The 23,507-nt window shown below is 30.0% G+C and carries 19 protein-coding genes and 2 pseudogenes; all 21 read left to right on the top strand.

The genetic code is table 11. The features are described 5' to 3' along the window. The first annotated feature begins 5 nt into the window (after positions 1-5). The 21 genes and pseudogenes from AXY43_RS09385 (at position 6) to AXY43_RS09280 (ending at position 23,474) form a co-directional block, all read left to right on the top strand. Positions 6-419: a response regulator gene (locus tag AXY43_RS09385; RefSeq protein WP_031275525.1), complete on the top strand. Its 414-nt coding sequence runs from the start codon at positions 6-8 to the stop codon at positions 417-419. Between the two features lie 42 nt (positions 420-461). Then, a complete protein-coding gene (locus AXY43_RS09380; protein ID WP_023973177.1) occupies positions 462-689 on the top strand; it encodes a hypothetical protein in 228 nt (75 codons plus the stop codon). Between the two features lie 33 nt (positions 690-722). Continuing rightward, on the top strand, positions 723-1,487 hold the full coding sequence (locus tag AXY43_RS09375) for a ParA family protein (protein ID WP_105411448.1): 765 nt from the start codon (positions 723-725) through the stop codon (positions 1,485-1,487). Next, positions 1,480-3,330: a chemotaxis protein CheW gene (locus AXY43_RS09370; RefSeq protein WP_105411447.1), complete on the top strand. Its 1,851-nt coding sequence runs from the start codon at positions 1,480-1,482 to the stop codon at positions 3,328-3,330. The genes AXY43_RS09375 and AXY43_RS09370 overlap by 8 nt, the downstream gene beginning before the upstream one ends. 187 nt (positions 3,331-3,517) lie before the next feature. Beyond that, on the top strand, positions 3,518-3,871 hold the full coding sequence (locus AXY43_RS09365) for a response regulator (protein WP_087701215.1): 354 nt from the start codon (positions 3,518-3,520) through the stop codon (positions 3,869-3,871). Between the two features lie 862 nt (positions 3,872-4,733). Further along, positions 4,734-4,943 carry a FeoA family protein gene (locus AXY43_RS09360; protein WP_012060355.1) on the top strand — a complete coding sequence of 70 codons (210 nt, stop codon included), beginning with the start codon at positions 4,734-4,736 and terminating at the stop codon, positions 4,941-4,943. Between the two features lie 13 nt (positions 4,944-4,956). After that, entirely contained in the window at positions 4,957-5,178 is a 222-nt protein-coding gene (locus AXY43_RS09355) for a FeoA family protein (RefSeq protein WP_012060354.1), read from the top strand. Positions 5,179-5,252: 74 nt separating this feature from the next. Further along, positions 5,253-7,406 (top strand): ferrous iron transport protein B, encoded by a 2,154-nt coding sequence (feoB, locus tag AXY43_RS09350; protein ID WP_105411446.1) that lies wholly within the window; start codon positions 5,253-5,255, stop codon positions 7,404-7,406. A 63-nt stretch (positions 7,407-7,469) separates the two neighbouring features. Further along, positions 7,470-7,634 carry a FeoB-associated Cys-rich membrane protein gene (locus AXY43_RS09345; RefSeq protein ID WP_012060352.1) on the top strand — a complete coding sequence of 55 codons (165 nt, stop codon included), beginning with the start codon at positions 7,470-7,472 and terminating at the stop codon, positions 7,632-7,634. 459 nt (positions 7,635-8,093) lie between these two features. Next, positions 8,094-9,140, top strand: coding sequence for a sulfate ABC transporter substrate-binding protein (locus AXY43_RS09335; protein WP_012060351.1), 1,047 nt, complete (start codon positions 8,094-8,096; stop codon positions 9,138-9,140). Between the two features lie 554 nt (positions 9,141-9,694). Next, positions 9,695-10,722, top strand: a pseudogene (locus tag AXY43_RS09330) (sulfate ABC transporter substrate-binding protein). Positions 10,723-10,921: 199 nt separating this feature from the next. Beyond that, a complete protein-coding gene (gene cysT / locus AXY43_RS09325) occupies positions 10,922-11,746 on the top strand; it encodes a sulfate ABC transporter permease subunit CysT (RefSeq protein WP_105411445.1) in 825 nt (274 codons plus the stop codon). A 27-nt stretch (positions 11,747-11,773) separates the two neighbouring features. Beyond that, positions 11,774-12,588: pseudogene (cysW, locus tag AXY43_RS09320) on the top strand (sulfate ABC transporter permease subunit CysW). A 5-nt stretch (positions 12,589-12,593) separates the two neighbouring features. Next, positions 12,594-13,658 carry a sulfate/molybdate ABC transporter ATP-binding protein gene (locus tag AXY43_RS09315; RefSeq protein WP_012060347.1) on the top strand — a complete coding sequence of 355 codons (1,065 nt, stop codon included), beginning with the start codon at positions 12,594-12,596 and terminating at the stop codon, positions 13,656-13,658. A gap of 135 nt (positions 13,659-13,793) precedes the next feature. After that, the gene (locus tag AXY43_RS09310; protein ID WP_105411444.1) at positions 13,794-15,500 is read left to right on the top strand and encodes an adenylyl-sulfate reductase subunit alpha; all 1,707 of its coding nucleotides are present in this window, start codon (positions 13,794-13,796) and stop codon (positions 15,498-15,500) included. Continuing rightward, positions 15,484-15,801 (top strand): 4Fe-4S dicluster domain-containing protein, encoded by a 318-nt coding sequence (locus tag AXY43_RS09305; RefSeq protein WP_023973165.1) that lies wholly within the window; start codon positions 15,484-15,486, stop codon positions 15,799-15,801. The genes AXY43_RS09310 and AXY43_RS09305 overlap by 17 nt, the downstream gene beginning before the upstream one ends. Positions 15,802-16,129: 328 nt before the next feature. Beyond that, positions 16,130-17,029 (top strand): sulfate adenylyltransferase subunit CysD, encoded by a 900-nt coding sequence (gene cysD, locus AXY43_RS09300; RefSeq protein WP_012060344.1) that lies wholly within the window; start codon positions 16,130-16,132, stop codon positions 17,027-17,029. A 1-nt stretch (position 17,030) separates the two neighbouring features. Next, positions 17,031-18,719: a sulfate adenylyltransferase subunit 1 gene (locus AXY43_RS09295; protein WP_069187746.1), complete on the top strand. Its 1,689-nt coding sequence runs from the start codon at positions 17,031-17,033 to the stop codon at positions 18,717-18,719. Between the two features lie 266 nt (positions 18,720-18,985). After that, entirely contained in the window at positions 18,986-20,032 is a 1,047-nt protein-coding gene (locus AXY43_RS09290) for an HD-GYP domain-containing protein (RefSeq protein ID WP_039769480.1), read from the top strand. An 848-nt stretch (positions 20,033-20,880) separates the two neighbouring features. Then, positions 20,881-21,306, top strand: coding sequence for a chemotaxis protein CheW (locus AXY43_RS09285; protein ID WP_026015802.1), 426 nt, complete (start codon positions 20,881-20,883; stop codon positions 21,304-21,306). Positions 21,307-21,317: 11 nt separating this feature from the next. After that, entirely contained in the window at positions 21,318-23,474 is a 2,157-nt protein-coding gene (locus AXY43_RS09280) for a chemotaxis protein CheA (protein ID WP_105411443.1), read from the top strand. Positions 23,475-23,507: the final 33 nt, after the last annotated feature.

Genomic DNA, 23,507 nt, shown 5'->3' with positions numbered 1-23,507 from the left:
AAGTTATGAAGAAAGAATATAAAATACTAATAATAGATGATGAAGAAGAGATTTTATTATCATTAAAAAAGAATCTTGTACTTGAAGGATATAATGTGGAGACATGCAATGATTCAGTAGAAGCACTGGAAATGATAAAAAACAATAAGTTTCATATTGTAATTACTGATATTGTAATGCCTAATATGAATGGTATAGATCTTTTGAAAGCAGCTAAATCTTATGATGCATTGACACAAGTAATAATGATGACTGGATATTCAACAATGGAAATAACAATACAATCTTTAGAATTTGGAGCAAATGATTATATTCTTAAACCTTTTAAAAGCATTGAATATATTATTGAAATTATAGATTATTCTATACAGAAGTTAGAAAGATGGAGAGAGTCCATAAGAGGTCTTGTATCAAAATAGAATAATAAAAAAATCAATGGAAGAGCATAAGGGAGAAAAAATATGACTCAGTTTGATGATGAAGATTTATTAAAATTATTAAAAACTAGTGATACAGAAATGTATACACTAGCAGAAATTCATAAAATAGTATTACAAAACGATATTAAATGCAGGATAGAAGAAATTAGAAAAAGAATTCATACTTTGCTATGCGATGGGTATCTAGGGGTTGAGTTAACAGGTGATGGTATTCAAATGTATTTCATGATTTTTTATCCGGAATACTAGTTCAAATAAGTATATTTTTATAAGGAGGTTATTATGCTTAATGAACCTTTGAAATATGCGGTGCTCAATAATAAAGGCGGCGTAGGGAAAAGTACAATTTCTGTACATATTGCACATGGACTTGCCCTCTTAGGGAATAAAGTATTATTAATAGATTTGGATGGGCAAAATGATTCGAGTTTATTCCTAGGCATCTATGATCAAGACTATAAAAAGACATTTTACGATTTAATTAACAAGAGAGAGTGTATAGAACTTTCAGAGTGTGTCATTAAAGCAAGAGAGAATTTGGATTTACTTCCGTCAAAGCATATAGATATCATAAATACAGAATTTTATAGAGAGCCAAGAATTGATTTAATTTTAAAAGAGAGATTGCAAGGTATAAATGATATGAATTATAACTATGTTATCATTGATTGTGGTCCTCAGCGAAGTAAGGTTAATGATGCGGTTTTATGTTTTGTTGATAAGATTATAGTTCCAGTTCAAGTAGAATCAGCATCTGTTAGAGCGATTGGAAACATATATGAGTATTTATCTGATTTAAGGTTGGATCCAGAAATGATAGAGTTAATTATACCAAATATGTATGATCAGAGAACAAGTGAATCTAGGGAGAATATGGAGTTACTTGAGGAATTATTTTCAGAAAATGACTTTATGACCGATCCAATCAACAGAAGAGTAAAAATTACGGAAGCTGGAAAGTTAGGGAAGACCGTATATGAATATGATAAAGATTCTGCAAAACAATTTTTTAAGATAGTTGAAAGGTTGGTAAGCAGAAATGCCTAGAAGTAAGGTGAATAAAGATTTAATAAATAGTATTGATAAAATAAAGCATGAGATTAATCAAAAAAAGCAAAAAGCAAAGGAAATACATAAATCTAACGGGCTTATACCTGAAAAAGATAATTCAAATAATAGTAATTTAGAATTGTCGAAGAAGGATAACATTAATAAAACTGCTAGTAACATAAGTAAAGAAAAAGAAGAGATTAATAAGGGAATTAAAAGTACAAGAAAAGTAAAGGAAATTGCAAACAAGGCAACTAAAAGCACTACTAGTAAAAAAAATATAAGTGTCAGTAAAAATTATAAAAGCGAAGATGAAAAAATTAAAGGTATTAGTGAAGAAAATAAAAATACAAGTAACGTAATCGAAATAATTAATAAAAGTAAAGTTTATGAAACCATTAATAAAGATAAGTATGTAGTTTTTATGCTTAACAATGAAGAATATGCAATAGAATTAGTTAATGTTAAAGAGATAATTAGGGTGCCAGAAGTTAAGAAAGTACCGAATTCTATGTACATTGAAGGATTATGTAATCTAAGAGGAGAGCTTGTTACAATAATTGATATTCATAAGAGATATAACATATCTCAAAGTGAATGGAACGATAATAGCAGAGTTATAGTTATGGAGTTCAATGGGTGTGTTGTAGGAATAATTGTTGATAAAGTTTTACAAGTTTTAGATATTGATAAAGCATCTATAAAATTAATACGTGAAAATAGTAATGATACTAAAGAAGGACGTATTAATGGAGTTATAATGCTTGAAAACGGAAAAAGGTTAATTATGATTATGGATGCACAAAGTATTGTAAATATAAATGGCCTTGGAGGAATTTTAACAAATGTACATAAACAAGAACATCAAAAAATATCAGCTTTTGCTACTGAAAATAATGAGGAAAGTATTCAATTGATAATTTTTAGTATAAATAGTGTTGAATATGCATTTCATATATCAGAAATAAAAGAAATTGTCAGAATTCCAAAGATTGCAAAACCACCAAATGTTTCTAGTTTTATAGAAGGTGTTATTTCATTAAGAAATGAACTCATAGGAGTAATAAATCTTTCTAAAATTATAAATATGAATAGTGAAAGTATAAATGAGAATGGAAGTATTCTTATAGTTGATATAGGAACTTTAACTTATGGGGTAATTGTTGATAAAGTGTCAGAAGTAAAACTGATTTATAAAAAAGATTTACTAAAGCCATCACAAGTTGTTGGAAATATTGCTGTAAAAATAGTGAAAGAGTTTGGAAATATAGATAATGGTAAAAGGGTAGTTACAGTATTAGATCCAAATAATCTTATAGATTTAAAGGAATTGCAATGCAATCTAAAGGTTAATAAAAGAGAATATGTTTCAAATAATTCAGATAAAGACCTGTTAGTTTCTAAAAAAACAACAGAAAGTATTGTGATTTTTAAAATAGAAAATGAAGAATATGGAATTAGGATTAATTCTGTTGAAGAAATAAATACAATCAGTAAGATAACAAGCTTTCCTAATGAGGAAAATTTTATTGAAGGATTGGTAAATTTAAGAGGAGATATGATTCCAATAATAAATCTGAGAAGATTTTTCGGTTTGGATTTCCAACATAACGATTCTAATTGTAAAATTTTAATAGTTAGAATAAAGGATAAAAAAGCAGGAATTCGTATTGATTCTGCATCAGAAGTACTGAGTTTTTCAGAAGATATATTTCAAAAGTATCCTGGCGAGTTAAATTCTGAGAATAATAAAAGATGCATAGATGGAATGATAAAACTTGATGATGGCAGTCGAATAGTTCTTTCTTTAAACTTAGATGAAGTTTTTAAGTTTATGTAAAATAGTATGAACATTATTTATAGTATATATGTTGTAATTATCAATGTTCAATGGATGTTGATTTTCTTTGGAAATAATTCTTCATCATGATTCTAAAAGTATTGCAAGAATTTTAGCCGTAATTGTGAATTGTAACATATATATTAATTTTAAATTTAAAAGTATTTTTATTAAAGGGGAAAATGAAATGAAAAAGGTTTTAATTGTAGATGATGCAGTATATATGCGACTTTCTTTAAGGGAGATTCTTGAAAGAAATGGATTTGAAGTCATAGGTGATGCTGAAAATGGAATTGAAGCGATTGATAAATATAAAATGTTATCACCAGATATAGTAACCATGGATATTACAATGCCAGAAATGGATGGTGTTCAAGCACTAGTAGAAATAAAAAAAATAGATTCAAATGCTAAGGTTGTTATGATATCTGCAATGGGTCAAGAATCTATTGTTAGAGAATCAATAGTGAATGGCGCAAAAGGTTTTATAGTAAAACCTTTTAAAGAAGAAAATGTTATTAAATCATTAAGTAAGATTTAATGACTATAATAATAAAGAATAATTGACATATTGTTATTATCATATGATATATTGGATATATTAATGGATTAAATTAATTTATTTGTGATTATTTAAGAAAGATAAATCAAACAATTATAATTTTAAAGAAATCTAAAGTAATATATATTTATGAAATTACAGCAAAATGAGATAACAATATAGAATAAATTGTGTAAATTGAATATTTAATATCTTATATAACTGGAAATTCTATTTCCAGTTATATTTTTTTAGAGTGCTCAGCATGGGGGGGCTAATAGGTGAAAGTCAGTAATTTTGGATAATATCACTAACCACTTAGCTAAAGGCAAAGATGTTCGTAGTTAGGTAATATATAATGGGTAAAAATAAAAGCCGTGCTGGTAAGCATTTATTAAAACTAAACAAAACCACTTAGATACAAACTAAAAAAAGAGATATCGATAACGGATTTTAATCTGCTAATGCGATAACTCTAATTATAATGCATATATTTAGCTAATAAAATATATGATTCTATAGTAAGAATTCTTATTTTTTATGAAAAAGTTATTTGAATTATTGAAGTTCATAGAATCAAATAAAATATTAACAATTATAAATTTATTAAAATAATTAAGTAAATTTAACAAAAAAAGCAAAAATGCAATAATAAAACGTTACCAATTGATGAAAGCATAATTTTTAAAAAAAGTCATTGAAAATCATTTTCAATGAGAGTGAAAAGTGCTATTATTATTTATAGAGAAGTTAATTAAAATCATTATCAATTGATTGTGACTTTAATTGGCGATAAAATATAAGGAATTATACATAAATAATTTATGCAAAAATTAGTGAATCTAATTAAGGGGGAAGCATTATGCCATTAATATTAGCTAATAAGGGAAATGAAATGAATATTAAAAAGATTACTGGAAATGATGAAACAAAAAGATTTTTAAACAGTTTAGGGTTTGTTACAGGTGAAACAGTTAAAATTATTTCTGAACTTGGAGGAAATCTAATAATAAATGTTAAGGATAGCAGAGTTGCATTAGATAAAAGAATGGCAAGTAGAATTATAGTTTAGGAGGATTTTTATAATGAACACATTAAAGGAGATTAAATGTGGACAAACTGTTAAGGTTAAGAAGGTTGATGGTTTAGGACCAGTCCGTAGACGTATTATGGATATGGGAATAACAAGAGGGTGTGAAGTGTATGTTCGTAAAGTGGCACCACTTGGAGATCCAATAGAAGTAACAGTTCGTGGATATGAATTATCACTTCGTAAAGCTGATGCAGAAATGATACTTGTAGAGTAATTCAATACAAAAAAATATATACCATAGTTCAGATTGATAAAGAAAGGTATATATAGTGATGAGGAGGAATAGAAATGTCAATTAAAATAGGGCTTGCAGGTAACCCTAATTGTGGAAAGACAACTATGTTTAATGAACTTACAGGTTCATCACAATATGTTGGTAACTGGCCAGGGGTAACTGTTGAAAAAAAGGGTGGTAAGTTAAAAGGACATAAGGAAGTTGAAATTGTCGATTTACCAGGAGTTTATTCTCTATCACCATATACACTTGAAGAAGTTGTAACACGTAATTTTATGATAAATGATAGACCAGACGCAGTAATCAATATTGTGGATGCATCTAATATAGAAAGAAATTTATATTTAACAACTCAGATTTTGGAATTAGGAATCCCTACCGTTATAGCACTTAACATGATGGATATTGTAGAGAGAAATGGGGATAAAATAGATATTAATAAATTATCAAAAACTCTAGGGTGTCCAGTAGTTGAAACTTCTGCACTTAAAGGAAATGGTGTTAAAGCAGCAGCGGAAAAGGCTATAGAAATAGCTAATTCAAAGAAAAAGCCAAATTTTCAAGTTCCATTTTCAAAAGAAGCTAGAGATGCTTTTGAAGAGATAGAAAAAATTGTCCAAGGTAATATACAAGGTAAAGATACTAATATTAATTGGCTTTCTATAAAATTATTTGAGCGTGATAAAAACATAATAGATAATTTAAAACTTCCAGAAAACATATTAAGTGATATAGAAGCAGTAATACAGAAATATGAAAATGAACTTGATGACGATAGTGAAAGTATTGTTACTTCAGATAGATATGCATTTATAGGAGATGTAGTTTCAAGTGCGATTAAAAAGAGCAGTAATGGAAGAGAAACAACATCAGACAAAATTGATAAAATTGTTACAAATCGTTTCTTGGCATTGCCAATTTTTGTGGTTATTATGTATGCAGTATATTATATTGCAATAACAATAGGGACAATAGGAACTGATTGGATTAATGATACATTATTTGGAGAGATAATTCAAGGAAGTGCTTCAGATTGGATGGCAAGTGCAAATGTAGCTGACTGGTTACAAGGATTAGTTATTAATGGAATAATTAGTGGAGTAGGTTCGGTAATTGGATTTGTACCACAGATTATACTTTTATTCTTATTCTTATCTGTACTTGAGGACTGTGGATATATGGCCCGTGTGGCATTTATTATGGATAGAATTTTCCGTAAGTTTGGTCTTTCAGGTAAGTCATTTATACCAATGCTTATTAGCTCTGGTTGTGGTGTACCTGGTATTATGGCAACACGTACAATGGAAAATGAGAGAGATAGAAAAATGACAATTATGTTAACTACATTTATTCCTTGTAGCGCTAAGTTGCCAATTATAGCTTTAATTGCATCAGCATTCTTTAATGATTCAGCTTGGGTAGCTCCATCAGCATATTTCTTGGGAATAATAATGATTGTTGTTTGTGGAATTATATTAAAGAAAACAAAATTATTTTCTGGAGATCCTTCACCATTTGTTATGGAATTACCACAATATCATATACCAAGCGCAAAAAGTGTAGTCATTCATATGTGGGATAGAGTAAAAGCATTTATAGCAAAAGCTGGAACAATAATTTTAGTTTCTTGTGCAGCAGTATGGTTCTTACAATCATTTAATTGGTCATTCGAAATGGTAGATGCAGATAATAGTATATTAGCAAGCCTAGGAAATATTATTGCACCTATATTTGCACCACTTGGCTTTGGAAATTGGCAATCATCAGTTTCAACAGTTACAGGACTTGTTGCAAAGGAAAATCTTGTTGGAACATTTGGTGTTTTATATGGAATATCAGATGCATCTGAAACTGATCCGACATTAATTAATAATGTTGGTGCAATGTTTACAGCAGCAAGCGGGTTTGCATTTATGGCATTCAATTTACTTTGTGCTCCTTGTTTCGCGGCAATTGGTACAATAAGACGTGAAATGGGAAATTGGAAATGGACATTTATTACTATAGGATTCCAGACAGCAACTGCATATATAGTGGCACTTGTTATTAACCAAGTTGGTAATTATATATTGGGGGTTGGAAGTTTAGTTGGAGCTGTAGTTTCAATTATAATTGCAGTAGCTGTAGTATTTATAGTTATAGCAACAGGAAGAAAGGGATCAAAAGAAAAAAAAGTAGTTAATGCTAATTTAAGTTATACAAAATAATGTTTATACAACTAGATTTAAGTATAACGGTTTACTTAGATTAAGATTTGAGGAGTGATAATTATGGTGGCAACAATTATATTAGCTGGTATAATATTTGGATTTATGGCATTTGTGATAGGGAAGCAAATAAAAAAAGCTAAAAATGGAGAAAGTGGCTGCGGATGTGGATGCTCCGGTTGTTCATCAGCTAATGCGTGCCACGGAATAAAAATAAAGCAAAAATAAAATGCTAATAATTAAATATGTTGCAATTATAAACCTATATTTTAGTATTAAATGAGAAATTGGCTTATTAATATATTAAATGTAAATATTGCGGCATATATGTTAAGTAGTTGTTTAAGGCAACTACTTTTTTTATTCTCCAGATTCTAAAGTCTCCTATGATTTTGTTCTTTTCTTGAAGTTTATATTTGTGGAGAGAAAACTGTGGGTACTGTGTTCTATGTTAATAGAATTTTTTTGAATAAATGTATTGACAAAGTGAATAATATAAACTATAGTATAAATCATATAATTCCCATTGAAATAATAGGAATTAAAACAAATATCAGTATAACCAATAAAATAATACGGATTATTGATGTTGTTATAAATTCTTTAATTGAGATTTAGATAGGCAATTATAACTAAAAGCCTACTAAACATATATGATAAATAATGGATTTGAAAGGGGCAAATGTTATGAAGAAGAGAAGAATATTAAGTGTTACGCTTTCTATAGCTTTAATAATGGGGGCTTTTATAGGTTGTGGAAAGCAAGAAGCTAATAGTGAAAATTCGGACAGTAAAAAACCTGTAGAGCTTTTGAATGTATCATATGATCCAACAAGAGAATTATATACAAAATTTAATGATAGTTTTATAAAATATTGGAAGGATAAAACTGGACAAGATGTAACAATAAATCAATCTCATGGAGGCTCTGGTGCACAGGCACAATCAGTAATTGGTGGATTAGAGGCTGATATTGTAACCTTAGCACTAGGCTATGATATAGATGCTATAAGTCAAGCTGGTCTTGTAAATAGTGATTGGCAAAGTAAATTTAAAGAAAATAGTTCTCCATATACATCTACTATAGTTTTTCTTGTTAGAAAAGGAAATCCTAAGAATATAAAAGACTGGGATGATTTAACGAGGGATGGAGTTTCGATAGTAACACCAAATCCAAAAACATCAGGAGGAGCTAGATGGAACTACTTAGCAGCTTGGGCCTATGCATCGAAAAAGTATAATGGTGATGAAAAGGCTATAAAAGATTTTATGTCAAAGTTATATTCAAATGTAACAGTATTGGATTCAGGAGCTAGGGGAGCAACAACAAGTTTTGTTGAGAGAGGATTAGGAGATGTACTTATAGCATGGGAAAATGAAGCACTTTTATCACTTAATCAACTTGGAAAAGATCAGTATGAAATAGTAGTGCCATCATTAAGTATTTTAGCAGAACCTCCTGTTGCTGTAGTTGATAAAGTTGTTGATAAAAAAGGAACTAGGGAAGTTGCAGAGGGATATTTAGATTATTTATATACTAAAGAAGGACAAGAAATAGCAGCAGAAAATTATTACAGACCTAGAGATAAAGAAGTTGCTGAAAAGTATAAGAGCACATTTCCAGAAGTTAATTTAGTTACAGTAGACGGTGAATTTGGAGGATGGGCGAAAGCTCAGGAAACTCATTTCTCAGATGGAGGAACATTCGACCAAATTTATATTCCTAAAAAATAATGATTCAATAGTTAAATAATTTAATATTAATTTTATAATCATAGATACAAATTTTGGTGATTTCGAAATATAAATAATATTTTACAAAATAACAATTTCAAAAACTTACTGGATAAAATTTAACATTTTCATTTAGTAAGTTTGATTTTTGTTAAAAATTAATATTTTTGAGTTAATTTTATTGACAAAAACATAAAATTCCCTTATAGTATATTTCATATAAAGTTTATAAAATTAGTAGGAAATAAAAAACTTTATATATGATTAGCTAAACAGTGCAATCATCACATAAAGCATTATTTTATATAATAATTGAGATAAAGTTTTAATAATGTATGATTTAATTAGGTTTCTATACGAAAGTATGAAGTGGATCTTAGATTAATAAAACTTTAAGTGTAAATTTATTACTGCAACGTATACTAAAACTTGTTATTTTCTAGGATGTCATTTGTTTAAAATCCTACTAAACATATATGAATATTGATTTTTTACATATGAGCAATAAATATTTATGAAAAAAGATTGGGGAGAATATTGTGAAAAAAACTGGGATGTTATGTTTGCTGCTTTCTATTACGCTAATTACTGGGGCTTTTGTCGGCTGTGGAAAGCAAGGAACTAATGGCGATAATAGTAAGAAACCAGTGGAGCTCTTGAATGTATCATATGATCCTACAAGAGAATTATACACTAAGTTTAATGAAAGTTTCATAAAGTACTGGAAAGAAAAAACTGGACAAGATGTAACAATAGATCAATCTCATGGAGGATCTGGTTCACAAGCGCAGGCAGTTATGGGGGATTAGATGCTGATATTGTAACCTTAGCATTGGGATATGATATTGATGCCATAAGCAAAGCTGGTCTCTTGAATAGTGATTGGCAAAGTAGTTTTAAAGAAAATAGTGCACCATATACTTCAACTATTGTTTTTCTTGTTAGAAAAGGAAATCCAAAGAATATAAAAGATTGGGATGACTTAACAAAGAATGGTGTTTCAATTGTAACACCAAACCCAAAAACTTCAGGTGGAGCTAGATGGAATTACTTAGCGGCCTGGGCTTATGCATCAAAAAAATATAATGGTGATGAAAATTCTATAAAAGAGTTTATGTCCAAGTTATATTCGAATGTAGTTGTATTAGATTCAGGATCAAGAGGAGCAACTACTAGTTTTGTTAGAAGAGGATTAGGTGATGTTCTTATAGCTTGGGAGAATGAAGCTATGTTATCACTACAACAGCTTGGAAAAGATAATTATGAAATAGTTACTCCATCTTTAAGTATTTTAACAGAGCCATCAGTTGCAGTAGTGGATGAAGTCGCTGATAAAAGAGGTACTAAAGAGGTCGCTGAAGGATACTTGGACTACTTATACACTAAAGAAGGACAAGAACTAGTAGCTCAAAACTATTACAGACCGAGGGATAAAGACGTTGCTGAGGAATATAAGGATACATTTCCTAAATTGGATCTTGTAAAAATAGATGATTCCTTATTTGGAGGATGGAAAAAAGCTCAAGAGACTCATTTTTCAGATGGGGGAACATTTGACCAAATCTATATTCCTAAAAACTGAGAATATTAGATTATAAAGTGATAATTAGCTCAAGTATGGATATAAAAAGAAATTTTAGTTGGATCTATACCATAAAGGATAATCAAATCTGGGAGATTGCCAGTTTTATATCTAACTTAGATAAGAGGAAGATAAAAGTGGCTAGGTATCAGAGAAGTTTTTTAATATGGTAATTATTTTTTTAGAGTGGGGGATGAATATGAGCAAGACAAAAAGAGTTATTCCTGGATTTAGACTGACAATGGGTTTTTCTCTTGTTTACCTAAGCCTTATAGTTTTAATTCCTTTATCAGCTTTAGTCATAAAGTCAGGAGGAATGGGATTAGATAAATTTCTTAGTATAGTATTGAATGCTAGAACATTACACGGATACTTGGTAAGCTTTGGTGCTGCATTTATAGCAGCGATAATAAATAGCATATTCGGAGTTATCTTAGCGTGGGTTTTAGTTAGATACGATTTTCCATTTAAAAGATTTATAGACGGAATAATTGATTTACCATTTGCACTTCCAACAGCAGTTGCAGGTATCTCGCTTACTACCTTATATTCTGAGAATGGTTGGATAGGAAAAATACTTTATTCATTCGGAATAAAATCATCATTTTCTATTTTAGGAATTGTTATAGCTTTAACATTTATAGGAATTCCATTTGTTGTAAGAACAATTCAGCCAGTTCTTGAAGATTTAGATGGACAATATGAAGAAGCGGCAGCAATGCTTGGAGCTAGTAGACTAAGAACTTTTTGCAAAGTAATATTTCCAGAAATATCAGCACCATTATTAACTGGATTTGGTTTAGCATTTGCAAGAGGTGTTGGTGAGTATGGAAGCGTAGTTTTTATCGCAGGAAATCTTCCAATGAAAACAGAAATTGCACCTCTTTTAATTATGTCAAGATTGGAACAATACGATTATAGTGGCGCTACAGCTATAGCTTTAGTTATGTTAGGTGCTTCATTTTTAATATTATTCGTTATAAATGGAATTCAACTATACAATAGTAAATTAAAGCAGATATGAGGTGAATAGTAAGTGAAAAAAACATCAATGAATAGAAGTGAAAATAAATTCTTAAAATACGGTTTGATAGGTATAAGCATATTTTTTCTTATACTAATGCTTATTATTCCATTGATATCTATAATTTCTGAGGCTTTGGCTAAAGGATTTGGTGCATATATTAAAGCAATTTCAGATGGATATACTCTTAAAGCTATGAACCTTACATTAATAGCTACGTTAATAGCAACAATCATGAATACCATATTCGGTATATGTGTTGCCTGGGCTATAACAAAATTTAAATTTAGAGGGAAGAACCTGCTAGGAACTTTAATTGATTTGCCATTTGCAATATCACCTGTTATTGCAGGATTAATATTCGTATTAACATTTGGAAAAGGGAGCTTTTTAGAAAATATTTTAGTTCAAAATAATATAAAAATAGTGTTTGCTATACCAGGGATAATATTAGCAACAATATTTGTAACATTTCCATTTGTAGCAAGAGAAATAATACCTTTAATGAATGCTCAGGGAACTGATGAAGAAGAGGCTGCAGCGATGATGGAGCTAATGGATTTAATATATTTAGAAAAATAACTCTTCCTAATATTAAATGGGGACTTATATATGGAGTAATACTTTGTGCAGCAAGAGCAATGGGAGAATTTGGGGCAGTATCAGTGGTATCTGGTCATATTAGAGGAAAGACAAATACTCTTCCATTACACATTGAAATCTTATATAACGAATATCAATTTTCAGCAGCTTTTGCAGTTGCTTCAATATTGGTAATCATTGCAGTTATTGTTTTAATATTGCGTAATATTGTGGAATGGAAAACTAAGAAGGGGGTGTAGTATCTATGTATGTGGAACTAAAGAATATTAATAAAAGATTCGGAGATTATAAGGCGTCTGACAATGTTAGTTTTAGAATAGAGCAGGGAAAATTGATTGGCCTTTTAGGCCCAAGTGGAAGTGGTAAGACTACTATACTTAGGATGATAGCAGGTCTTGAAACTCCAGATGAAGGAGATATCATTATTAATGGAGTCAAAGTCAATGATATAGAACCGGGAAAAAGAGGAATTGGCTTTGTATTTCAAAGTTATGCTCTATTTCGTCATATGACAGTTTATGATAATGTAGCGTTTGGTCTTGTGGTACAAAAAGCTAAAAAAGATTATATACATGAGAGAGTTATGGAACTTATAGAGCTTATTGGTCTTAAAGGTCTTGAAAAAAGGTATCCAGGTCAATTGTCTGGTGGACAAAGACAACGTGTAGCTTTTGCTAGAGCACTTGCTCCTAATCCACAGTTGTTACTACTAGATGAGCCTTTTGCAGCAATTGATGCGAAGGTAAGAAAAGAACTTAGAAGATGGCTTAGAGAAACAATATCGAAATTGGGAATAACAAGCATTTTTGTAACCCATGATCAAGATGAAGCTGTAGAAGTGGCAGATGAAATAATAATAACAAATAGAGGGAAAATTGAGCAGAAAGGTAGTCCAGTTGAGATATATAAGAATCCAAAGACTCATTTCGTAGCGCAATTTATTGGTGAATCGAATCTAATAGATGATTATACTAAGCTAAAAGGATTTGAAGTTGTAAACCCTAAAGAAACAAAGGCAATAGTACGTCCCGAATTTATACAAATTGCTAAAAATGATAAGGAGATTTTGACTCCTCTTGCAGCAGAAAAGGGAATTGTAAAAGGTATTGCATTTAGAGGAAATAATCTTGAAATAGATGTACAGGTAGGGAATCAAATATTTTATGGATATCGTAGCCTGGAAGATGAAGAATTAAAAATTGGTGAAGAAGTTTTCGTTTTAATCCATAGAGTTTATGCATTTGATGAGAAAAGTGCAAATGTTGTGGAAAATAAGATTAAAACAGAAGAAATGTCTGTATTTATTTAAATATCATCCATGAATAAAGACAAAGATTAAATATATTTGAGCTTTGTATAAATAAAAATCAGTGCTTAAAAATGCAGGGAATAATAATCTCTGTGTTTATTTAGTAAATATTGACCTTAAAAAAGGAGATATGCTATGAGTAAGAACGTTCAAGTAAAACAATTAGAAACTGATATATTAATTATTGGAGGAGGCACTGCTGGGTGCTATGCGGCCTTAACCATACGTGAAAATTCTGATGCATCCGTACTTATACTTGAAAAAGCTAATATTAAGAGAAGTGGGTGCTTAGCAGCCGGAGTAAATGCAATCAATGCATATATAGTTAAAGGAAGAACCCCTGAAGACTATGTGGATTACGCTAAAAAAGATGCAGATAATATTGTGCGTGAAGATCTACTTCTTACAATGTCACAAGGTTTAAATAAGGTAACAAAAAAGTTAGAGGATTTAGGGCTTGTTATCTTAAAAGATGAAAATGGCGAATATGTGGCTAGAGGAAATAGAAATATAAAAATTAACGGTGAAAATATTAAACCTATTTTAGCAGATGCAGTGCAGGAACTAAACGATGTTACTGTTATGAATCAAGTTAATGTTATTGATTATATTGTAAAAGATAATCAGATACTTGGCGCTTTTGCAGTTGGTGTAGAAGAAGAAATTCTATATGAGATTAAAGCAAAAAAAGTAATATGCGCAACTGGTGGAGCAGCAGGTCTTTATAAACCTAACAATCCAGGCTTTTCAAGACATAAAATGTGGTATCCTCCGTTCAACACTGGTGCAGGGTATGCTATGGGAATAAAAGCAGGGGCTGAAATGACTACTTTTGAAATGAGATTTATTGCTTTGAGATGTAAAGACACGATTGCACCAACGGGTACAATTGCTCAAGGTGTAGGCGCAAAGCAGGTAAATTCAAAAGGAGAAGTTTATGAAACAAAATATGGTCTAACTACATCAGAAAGAGTTTATGGAACAGTAAAGGAAAATCAAGAAGGAAGAGGGCCTTGCTATTTAAGAACGGAAGGTATTACTTCTGCTCAAGATGAAGAATTAAAGAAAGCATATTTAAACATGGCTCCTAGTCAAACTTTAAAATGGATAGAATCAGGAAAAAATCCAAGTGAGCAAAATGTAGAAATTGAAGGAACAGAACCATACATAGTAGGTGGACATACTGCTAGTGGATATTGGGTTGATACCAAAAGAGAAACTACAATAAAAGGTCTTTATGCAGCAGGTGATGTAGCTGGTGGATGTCCACAAAAATATGTTACAGGAGCACTAGTAGAAGGGGAGATTGCAGCAAAGGCAGTAGTTGAAGCAATAAATAATGGTGATAAAGATGTTGTTACTTTATCAACAACTGAAGAAGATTTACTTATAAAGAAAAAGAAATCAGAAGTTGAAAAAGTGCTAAACTCTGAAAATCAGATATTTAATTTTGAACAACTTGAAGAAGCAATGCAGAAGGTAATGGACACTTATGCAGGTGGAATTGGAAGTAGTTATCAATTTAATGAAAAGCAACTTGAACTTGCAATGGAGAAAATTGAGCAAATTGAGAAATTGAGTGAAAATCTTTATGCAGAAGATATGCATGAATTGATGTTTGTATATGAGTTAAAAGAGAGACTTACTCTTTGTAAATCTGTAATTGTCCATTTAAAAGCGAGAAAAGAAACTAGATGGCACAGCTTTGCAGAAAACCTTGATTATCCAGAGAAAAGCGATGAATGGTTAAAATATGTTAATTCGAAGCTTGTAGATGGCAAACTTAAAATGTTATATAGGGATTTAGTGGGAAGAGGTGAAACATATGAGCATAGCAATTAATAAAAATAAATGCATAGGATGCAAAAGATGTTTAGCTGTGTGTCCAGGAAGTCTTATAAAATCAAATGAAGATGGCAAGAAAGTATATATAAAATATCCTAAAGATTGTTGGGGATGCTCTTCTTGCATAAAAGAATGCCCTACAGGTTCAATTTCATTATATCTAGGAGCAGATATGGGTGGAAGAGGAAGCAAGCTTACAGTTAAATTTAAAGATGATATTGCAGATTGGAAGATTGAAGAAACTGATGGAACAGAGCATTCTATCGAAATAAACCGTAAAGATTCAAATCAATATTAGAATCAATTCACAATGCACAATTATCAATGCACAATTAAGGAGGAAAAGCCTATAGGCTTTTCAGAAAAAATATACACATATAAAAAAAGCAGCTATGCTGCAACCAAGATCAATTATATAAAAAAAGCAGCTATGCTGCAACCAAGATCAATTATATAAAAAAAGCAGCTATGCTACAAATAAAAACACTTCACTTAGAAAAAGCCCAAAGCGTAATAAAGAACATTTGAATAAATTACGAAGTAATTTATTCCACAATTGTGCATTGCGAACTGTGAATTGAAAAGTATATTTAAAAATTTAAATTAGCAAATAGGGGGACTAATATATGAGCGAATTATCGCATCTTGATAAATTAGAAGCAGAAGCAATTTATATTATTAGAGAAGTAGCAGCAGAATGTGAAAAGCCAGTAATGCTATATTCAATTGGTAAAGACAGTTCAGTTATGTTACATCTTGCAATGAAAGCATTTTATCCTGAAAAGCCACCATTTCCTTTCATGCATATAGATACAACATGGAAGTTTAAAGAAATGATCGAATTTCGTGATAAGACAGCAGAAAAATTAGGAATTGAGATGATTGTCCATTCAAACGAAGAAGGTATAAAGCAAGGGATTAATCCTTTTGATCACGGATCAGCATATACTGATATCATGAAGACACAAGCTTTAAAACAAGGATTAAGTAAATATGGATTTACAGCAGCCTTTGGTGGAGGACGTCGTGATGAAGAAAAATCCCGTGCAAAGGAAAGAATTTTCTCTTTCAGAAATGAAGCGCAAGCATGGGATCCTAAAAATCAAAGACCAGAAATGTGGAAGCTTTATAACACTAAAATAAATAAAGGTGAAAGTATGAGAGTTTTTCCAATTTCAAATTGGACTGAAAATGATATATGGCAATATATAAAGCGTGAAAATATTGATATAGTTCCTTTATATTTTGCAAAAGAAAGACCATGCATTGAACGTGATGGCAATATAATTATGGTAGATGATGATAGATTAAAACTATTACCAGGTGAGAAAGTTGAACATAAGAAAATAAGATTCAGAACACTTGGATGTTATCCATTAACAGGTGGTTTTGAATCAGATGCAATTACTTTAGATGCGATTATTGAGGAAACCCTTAGTGCCGTATCATCTGAAAGAACAACTAGAGTTATTGATAGTGAAGCAGCAGGTAGTATGGAAAGAAGAAAGAGAGAGGGGTATTTCTAAGATGAAGAGCTTATTAAAGTTTATAACATGTGGTAGTGTAGATGACGGAAAATCTACTCTTATTGGGCATATTTTATATGATTCAAAGCTTTTATATGCGGACCAAGAAAAAGCTTTAGAATTAGATAGCAAGGTTGGAAGCAGAGGTGGAGCAATAGACTATTCTCTATTATTAGATGGCTTAATGGCGGAACGTGAGCAAGGAATTACAATAGACGTTGCATATCGTTATTTTACAACTGATAATAGAAGTTTTATAGTAGCAGATACTCCAGGACATGAAGAATATACTAGAAACATGGCAGTAGGTGCATCTTTTGCAGAGCTTGCTATTATATTAATAGATGCAAAGCAAGGAGTATTAGTACAAACAAGAAGACATGCAAGAATTTGTTCTTTGATGGGTGTAAAACATTTTGTATTTGCAGTTAATAAGATTGACTTAGTAGGTTACAGTGAAGAAAGATTTTTAGAAATTGAAGAGCAAATTAAAGAATTAGTAAATGAACTTTCATTAGAAAATGTTCATTTAATTCCTGTATCAGCTACGGAAGGGGATAACGTTACTAAGAAGTCAGAAAATACTCCATGGTATCAAGGGGAAGCGCTTTTACCATATCTAGAAAATGTAGAGATTGATAGTAAGTCAGAAGAAGGCTTCTATATGCCAGTTCAAAGAGTATGTAGACCTAATCATACGTTTAGAGGATTCCAAGGAGAAATTGAAGCTGGAAGTATTTCTGTAGGAGATGAAATTACAACACTTCCTAGCAATGAAAAAGCATTAGTAAAAAGTGTTCATATTACCGATAAGGAATCGCAAAGTGCTGGAAAAGGCCAATCTGTTACAATACAGCTTAATAAAGAAGTTGATGTATCAAGAGGCTGTGTACTTACAAAAGAAACTGATATTACTACAAGTAAGTTAATTAGTGCAAAGATTCTTTGGATGGATGACTCGGAATTAACGGCTGGTAAAGAGTATTTTGTAAAAGTAGGTACTAAGATGCTGACTGGTGTTGTTACAGATGTAAAATATAAAATTGATGTCAACACAGGAGAGCATTTACCAACTGGTTATTTAACAAAAAATGAAATAGCAGCATGTGATATTCTATTATCTGAAAAGATAGTTGTTGATAAGTTTGATGCACATAAAACATTAGGAGAACTTATTTTAATAGATCGTGTTACTAATATGACATCAGCTTGTGGTGTTATAGAAGATGTTCATAATAATGATACTAAAAATGCAAAATTTGCTTTTGAGTATAATGAATTAAAAGCAAGAGGAGATATTTTTGAAGAATTCTATTATGATACAGAAACTTTATCTATATTCAAATATAAACCAGAAGAAAAGACTTATACTGTAGGCGATGAGCTTCCAATAGAAGGTGATAGCTACAAATATCCAGATAACTTTGATTTACTAGTTCTTCGTGACTCAATAGTAATTGAAATACGTGATAAGAAAATTACAGATATTAAATCTATTGTCGATTATAAATATCAAGAAGTTCCAGTTATTAATGGCAGAGGATTTGAAGTTAAGGTAAATTCTAATGAAGAAGTTGTAAAATTCTTGAATGAATATAAAGAAGCTAACGAGAAAACTCTAGGAGATTTCTTAAATAGATGGGTTAGATTTGAAACTTATAGAAGAGTAGTTTTTCATAGTACTAAATAGAAAATGTATAAAGGTGTTGTCTTAAATACAGAATATAAAAAATAAATCAAAGAAGCCTTAAAAATGATTGGTAAATTATTTTTGAGGCTTCTTTTACTAACGTTTATTATTAATAAATGCAATTACTAGATTTTAAATTCGAAGTTATATAATGTATTATTATGTTATAATATTAGGAAAAATATACTATATTTATATTTGTTTTATTGAAAAAGGAATTATTTGATGATAAAGTTTAATGTAGGTAGATAGGGGTGATTAATTTTATGAAACATAAAATATTATTGTTTAATTGTAAACCTGGCATGATTTTGGCTGAGGATATAATATGTAATGGTTTAAAATTAGCGTCTAAGAATACAATACTCAATTCATATATAATAGATAAATTGATTAGTCTTGGAGAATATAGTGCTCATATCTATGTTTCGGGAGAAAACAATAGCTTGGGCAAAAGTAATATGGATAAAATTAAAGAATTTGAAGAGGATTATGATGCAAGTATATTCAATATTAAAGAATTAATAAGAGGATTGATTACAACAAATAAAATGAATTCTGAGAGTATTTCTAAAATATCTAAATCGATAATAAAGTATTTAGATGAGCCTAACATCATAATTAAGTGTTTAGTTGCGTTAAACAAAGCAGATGAGTATACTTATACGCATTGTATAAATGTAGCAATATATTCAATGCTTATAGCAAAATGGATGAATTTATCTTCAGGCACAGTTAAAGAAATTATTGAATCAGGACTTCTTCATGATATCGGCAAGATTAAAATAGATAATGAAATATTGAACAAGCCAGGTCAGCTAACAAGAGAAGAATTTGATGAAATTAAGAAACATACTATTTTAGGATATGATATAATAAATGATTATGATTATTTTAGTAGAAGTATAAAAGATGCAATACTTATGCACCATGAAAGAATTGATGGATCTGGATATCCGTTTGGAAAGTTAGGAATAGATATTACATTAAACGCAAAAATTGTTGCAGCAGCAGATACATTTGATGCAATGATATCAAATAGAGTATACAAGAAAGGCGTAACTCCACTTAAAATATTTCAAATGTTTTTGACTGAAGGAGTAAAATTGTATGATACTTCAGTTATTTTTACACTCTTAGAAAATATAAGCCCATATTATATAGGAATGAAGGCAAGGCTTGAGGATGGTAGGATAGGTGAAATTATGTATATACCTCCAAATGATATACTAAGTCCTATTGTAAAAATTAATGATGAACTTATTGATTTTTCAAGAAGAAAAGACTTGGATATAAGTGATATATTTGTATAACAGTTAGTAATATAGGAATGCGGAAATTTAAAACTTAAAAAAATACTGTTTGATATATATTGCAAAAATAATTCTTCATCATAATTCTAAAAATATTACAAGAATTATAGCTGTAATTGTGAAATGTGCATTGTGAATTCCAATATATATATAATAAAAGATATGCTAGTTAAAAATTCTATTGATTTTAAGATAAGTATAAAATAAAGTTTTAAAATTATAAAAAAACTGTGTGTATATGTCGAATCGTAATTCCATTTTTGGAAATAATATAGATAAACAAAATTAGAATATTAGTATATCTAGATGAAAACTTTTATTAATGCAAAAAAAGCAAATATAATATAAGTTGACAATTATATAGAGTATTTTTCGCCAAACATAGACTCGAAGTAGATTTTAAGCTACTTTGAGTCTATTTTTTTGTATAAATTTATAGAAAGGGCAAAATAAAATTTTAATATAAAAAGATTATTTGATTATATAATTTGATAAAAATTATTAGATGATAATACCAATTAATGCAATATATTATTATATTAAACAATATAATGTTATTATTGACAAATAAGACCAAAAATTATAATATAAAATTAATAGAAATTAATATTTTTTTATAGTAAAGATAATAAAGTATTGTTTTTTAAAAATATATATAAAATTAAATTATAAAAAGTAAAAAATATAAAGAAATTTGTGCGTGGAGGAGTGGATGCGAAAAGGATTCTTGGAATCTATAATTAATGGAGCTAGAGGATTCATTATAAAACCATATAAAGAAGATTACTTAGTTGATACTTTAAAAAATTATAGTGAATTTTACTAGAATGTTTGTGGAGGAAGATTATATGAATGATTTATTGGATATTCAACATATTGCTTTTGAATTAGCAAGTGAGAAGTATGCTCTTAAGATTAGTGATGTTTATGAAATTATTAGGCTGCAGCAAATATCTCCAACACATAATAGTAAATTCTTTCTGGAAGGCGTTATTAATTTAAGGGGAAAGGTAATTCCGGTAGTTAATTTACATAAAAGGTTTAAACTAATAGAATGCGCTAGAACTAAAGAAACTAGAATAATAGTGGTAAAAAGTAGAGAAGAAATGATTGGTATAATTGTGGATAAGGTTGATTCAGTCATACAATTCAATGATATTCAACCAACGCCAAAAGTTGTTGCAGGTATTGATGGAGAGTACTTTGAAGGAATAGGAATTACAGAAAATGGAGTGATAAGCTTATTGAAGATAGATATAGTTCTTCATGATTAGGGGGGTGTGAAATGTCTAATATATATGAAATGCCTGAAATGGTAAGTGCATTTTTGGATGAAGTGGAAGAGCAGATACAACTTTTAGAACAAGGAATTTTAGAATTAGAAAAGAAAGATGAAGTCAGCAAAGTTATACAAGATATTTTTAGGGTAGCACATACATTGAAGGGATCCTCTTCAGCTATGGGGTATGAAAAGATGAAATCGCTTACTCATGAGATGGAAAATGTACTTGATAAAATTAGGAATAATTTTATGGAAGTAACGGGGCCAATAATTAACGTTTTGTTTGAATGTACTGACTGCTTAACTTTATTAAAAAGAGATTTTATAGAGTATAAGAATGATACAGAAGTAGACATTGATGATATCATAGGAAAACTTAGGCGTATACAAAGTATTGATGTAGACAAAACTGAAGGCAATCAATTTATGGGAGTAAAAAGGGAAATTAGTCATGAAGTTGACAATAAGAGGATAGTATTTGAGCTAGATGATGATAAAAGATATACAATAGAAAATGAAAAGATAAATGGGCGCTCTTGTGTTGTTTGTGAGATTAAGATCTCAGAGGATAGTCTTATGAAAGCAACGAGAGCGTTTCTTATACTTAATTTGCTAAATGATATGGGAGAGGTCATAGGATCAAGTCCTAATGTATTAGAACTATTGGATGAAGATGAAAATATTACTACTATAAAATATTTATTAATTTCGGAATTAGGAACAAAGGAACTGGAGTCAAGAATTAAGCATGAATTAATGGATGTTGATGATGCTAATGTATTTGATTATGAATTTACAAAATTAGATAAAGAAAAGATAGATACTAAAGATATAGAAAATATAGCTAAGATAGAAGGAGAAATAGTAACGGATAAAATTGATGAGATAAATGGTAAAAAGAAAGTTATACAAGAGATTAAAAATGAAAAAAAATTATCACAAACTATTAGAGTCGATATAGAACGTCTTGAACATATGATGAATTTAGTTGGAGAGATGGTTATTGAACAGACTAGAATTGCTCAAGTAAGCAATACTTTACATAACAAATATATAGCTGATGATTCAGTTGAAGATTTAATTGGAATATCAAGTCGTGTATCAAGAGTAGTTAGTGAACTTCAAGAAAGCATAATGAAAGCTCGTATGGTGCCAGTGCAACAGCTATTTAGTAGATTCCCAAGGCTAGTAAGAGATCTTGCTAATTCATTAGGAAAAGAGGTGGAGTTGGTTCTTGAGGGCGGAGAGACAGAAATGGACAGAACTATAATTGAGGATATTACTGATCCTTTGATTCATCTTGTAAGAAATTCTCTAGACCATGGAATAGAAAAACCTAGTACTCGTATAGTCAAAGATAAGCCTTCAAAAGGAACATTGAGAATAAAGGCATTTCACCAAGAAAATCATGTCATTGTGACAATTGAAGATGATGGTGCTGGTTTAAATTTAGAAAAGATAAAGCAATCAGCAATTAAGAAAGAAGTAATTTCAGCTCAAGAAGCAGAAACATTATCAGAACAAGAGATAATAAATCTTATTTTTCAAACAGGGTTATCAACAGCTAATAATGTAAGTGACGTTTCAGGTAGAGGCGTAGGAATGGACATTGTTAGAAATCATATAGATAAACTAAATGGGATTATTGATGTAGAAACAAAAGAGGGAGAAGGAAGTAAATTTACGATTAAACTACCATTAACGCTTGCAATACTTGCAGGGTTATTAGTTAAAATTCATAATGAAATTTATGCTCTTCCAATGAGTAACATAATTGAGATAGTAAGAAAACCAAAGAATGAAATTGAATATATTAAAAATCAATCTGTTGTTGTGATTAGAGACAAAGTCCACCCCCTGGTGTGGTTGCATGACTATTTTAAGTTACCTAGAGAAAATAAAAAGAGGAATATATTTATTGTGGTTTTAGGTATTGCAGAAAAGAGATTTGGTATTGTAGTTGATGAATTAGTTGGAAATCAAGAAATAGTAGTTAAACCCTTAGGCTCTTACATAGGAAAAATTGAGGGGATATCGGGTGCAACAATACTTGGTGATGGAAGTGTTGCTCATATATTCGATGTAGTAGGAATATCAAGAATGATTAGTAACAAAAATACAAAAGATAGTGATAATTTTAGTAACAATGAGATTCAATAAGCAAAAGATCAGAAAGTGTGGAGGCGTATATAA

The organism is Clostridium sp. MF28 (assembly GCF_002969175.1).
In the GTDB taxonomy this organism is placed as follows: domain Bacteria; phylum Bacillota; class Clostridia; order Clostridiales; family Clostridiaceae; genus Clostridium; species Clostridium beijerinckii.
Note: the sequence above shows the minus strand (reverse complement) of the source record. Positions and strands in the feature narration are given on the sequence as shown.

Bases quoted from the DNA above. Each gene is read 5' to 3' on its own strand.
- AXY43_RS09370 (WP_105411447.1), top strand. From the start codon at position 1,480: ATGCCTAGAAGTAAGGTGAATAAAGATTTAATAAATAGTATTGATAAA.
- cysT (WP_105411445.1), top strand. From the start codon at position 10,922: ATGAGCAAGACAAAAAGAGTTATTCCTGGATTTAGACTGACAATGGGT.
- AXY43_RS09380 (WP_023973177.1), top strand. From the start codon at position 462: ATGACTCAGTTTGATGATGAAGATTTATTAAAATTATTAAAAACTAGT.
- AXY43_RS09285 (WP_026015802.1), top strand. From the start codon at position 20,881: ATGAATGATTTATTGGATATTCAACATATTGCTTTTGAATTAGCAAGT.
- AXY43_RS09375 (WP_105411448.1), top strand. From the start codon at position 723: ATGCTTAATGAACCTTTGAAATATGCGGTGCTCAATAATAAAGGCGGC.
- AXY43_RS09280 (WP_105411443.1), top strand. From the start codon at position 21,318: ATGTCTAATATATATGAAATGCCTGAAATGGTAAGTGCATTTTTGGAT.
- AXY43_RS09365 (WP_087701215.1), top strand. From the start codon at position 3,518: ATGAAAAAGGTTTTAATTGTAGATGATGCAGTATATATGCGACTTTCT.
- AXY43_RS09310 (WP_105411444.1), top strand. From the start codon at position 13,794: ATGAGTAAGAACGTTCAAGTAAAACAATTAGAAACTGATATATTAATT.
- AXY43_RS09315 (WP_012060347.1), top strand. From the start codon at position 12,594: ATGTATGTGGAACTAAAGAATATTAATAAAAGATTCGGAGATTATAAG.
- AXY43_RS09345 (WP_012060352.1), top strand. From the start codon at position 7,470: ATGGTGGCAACAATTATATTAGCTGGTATAATATTTGGATTTATGGCA.
- AXY43_RS09335 (WP_012060351.1), top strand. From the start codon at position 8,094: ATGAAGAAGAGAAGAATATTAAGTGTTACGCTTTCTATAGCTTTAATA.
- AXY43_RS09355 (WP_012060354.1), top strand. From the start codon at position 4,957: ATGAACACATTAAAGGAGATTAAATGTGGACAAACTGTTAAGGTTAAG.
- AXY43_RS09360 (WP_012060355.1), top strand. From the start codon at position 4,734: ATGCCATTAATATTAGCTAATAAGGGAAATGAAATGAATATTAAAAAG.
- AXY43_RS09290 (WP_039769480.1), top strand. From the start codon at position 18,986: ATGAAACATAAAATATTATTGTTTAATTGTAAACCTGGCATGATTTTG.
- AXY43_RS09305 (WP_023973165.1), top strand. From the start codon at position 15,484: ATGAGCATAGCAATTAATAAAAATAAATGCATAGGATGCAAAAGATGT.
- cysD (WP_012060344.1), top strand. From the start codon at position 16,130: ATGAGCGAATTATCGCATCTTGATAAATTAGAAGCAGAAGCAATTTAT.
- AXY43_RS09295 (WP_069187746.1), top strand. From the start codon at position 17,031: ATGAAGAGCTTATTAAAGTTTATAACATGTGGTAGTGTAGATGACGGA.
- AXY43_RS09385 (WP_031275525.1), top strand. From the start codon at position 6: ATGAAGAAAGAATATAAAATACTAATAATAGATGATGAAGAAGAGATT.
- feoB (WP_105411446.1), top strand. From the start codon at position 5,253: ATGTCAATTAAAATAGGGCTTGCAGGTAACCCTAATTGTGGAAAGACA.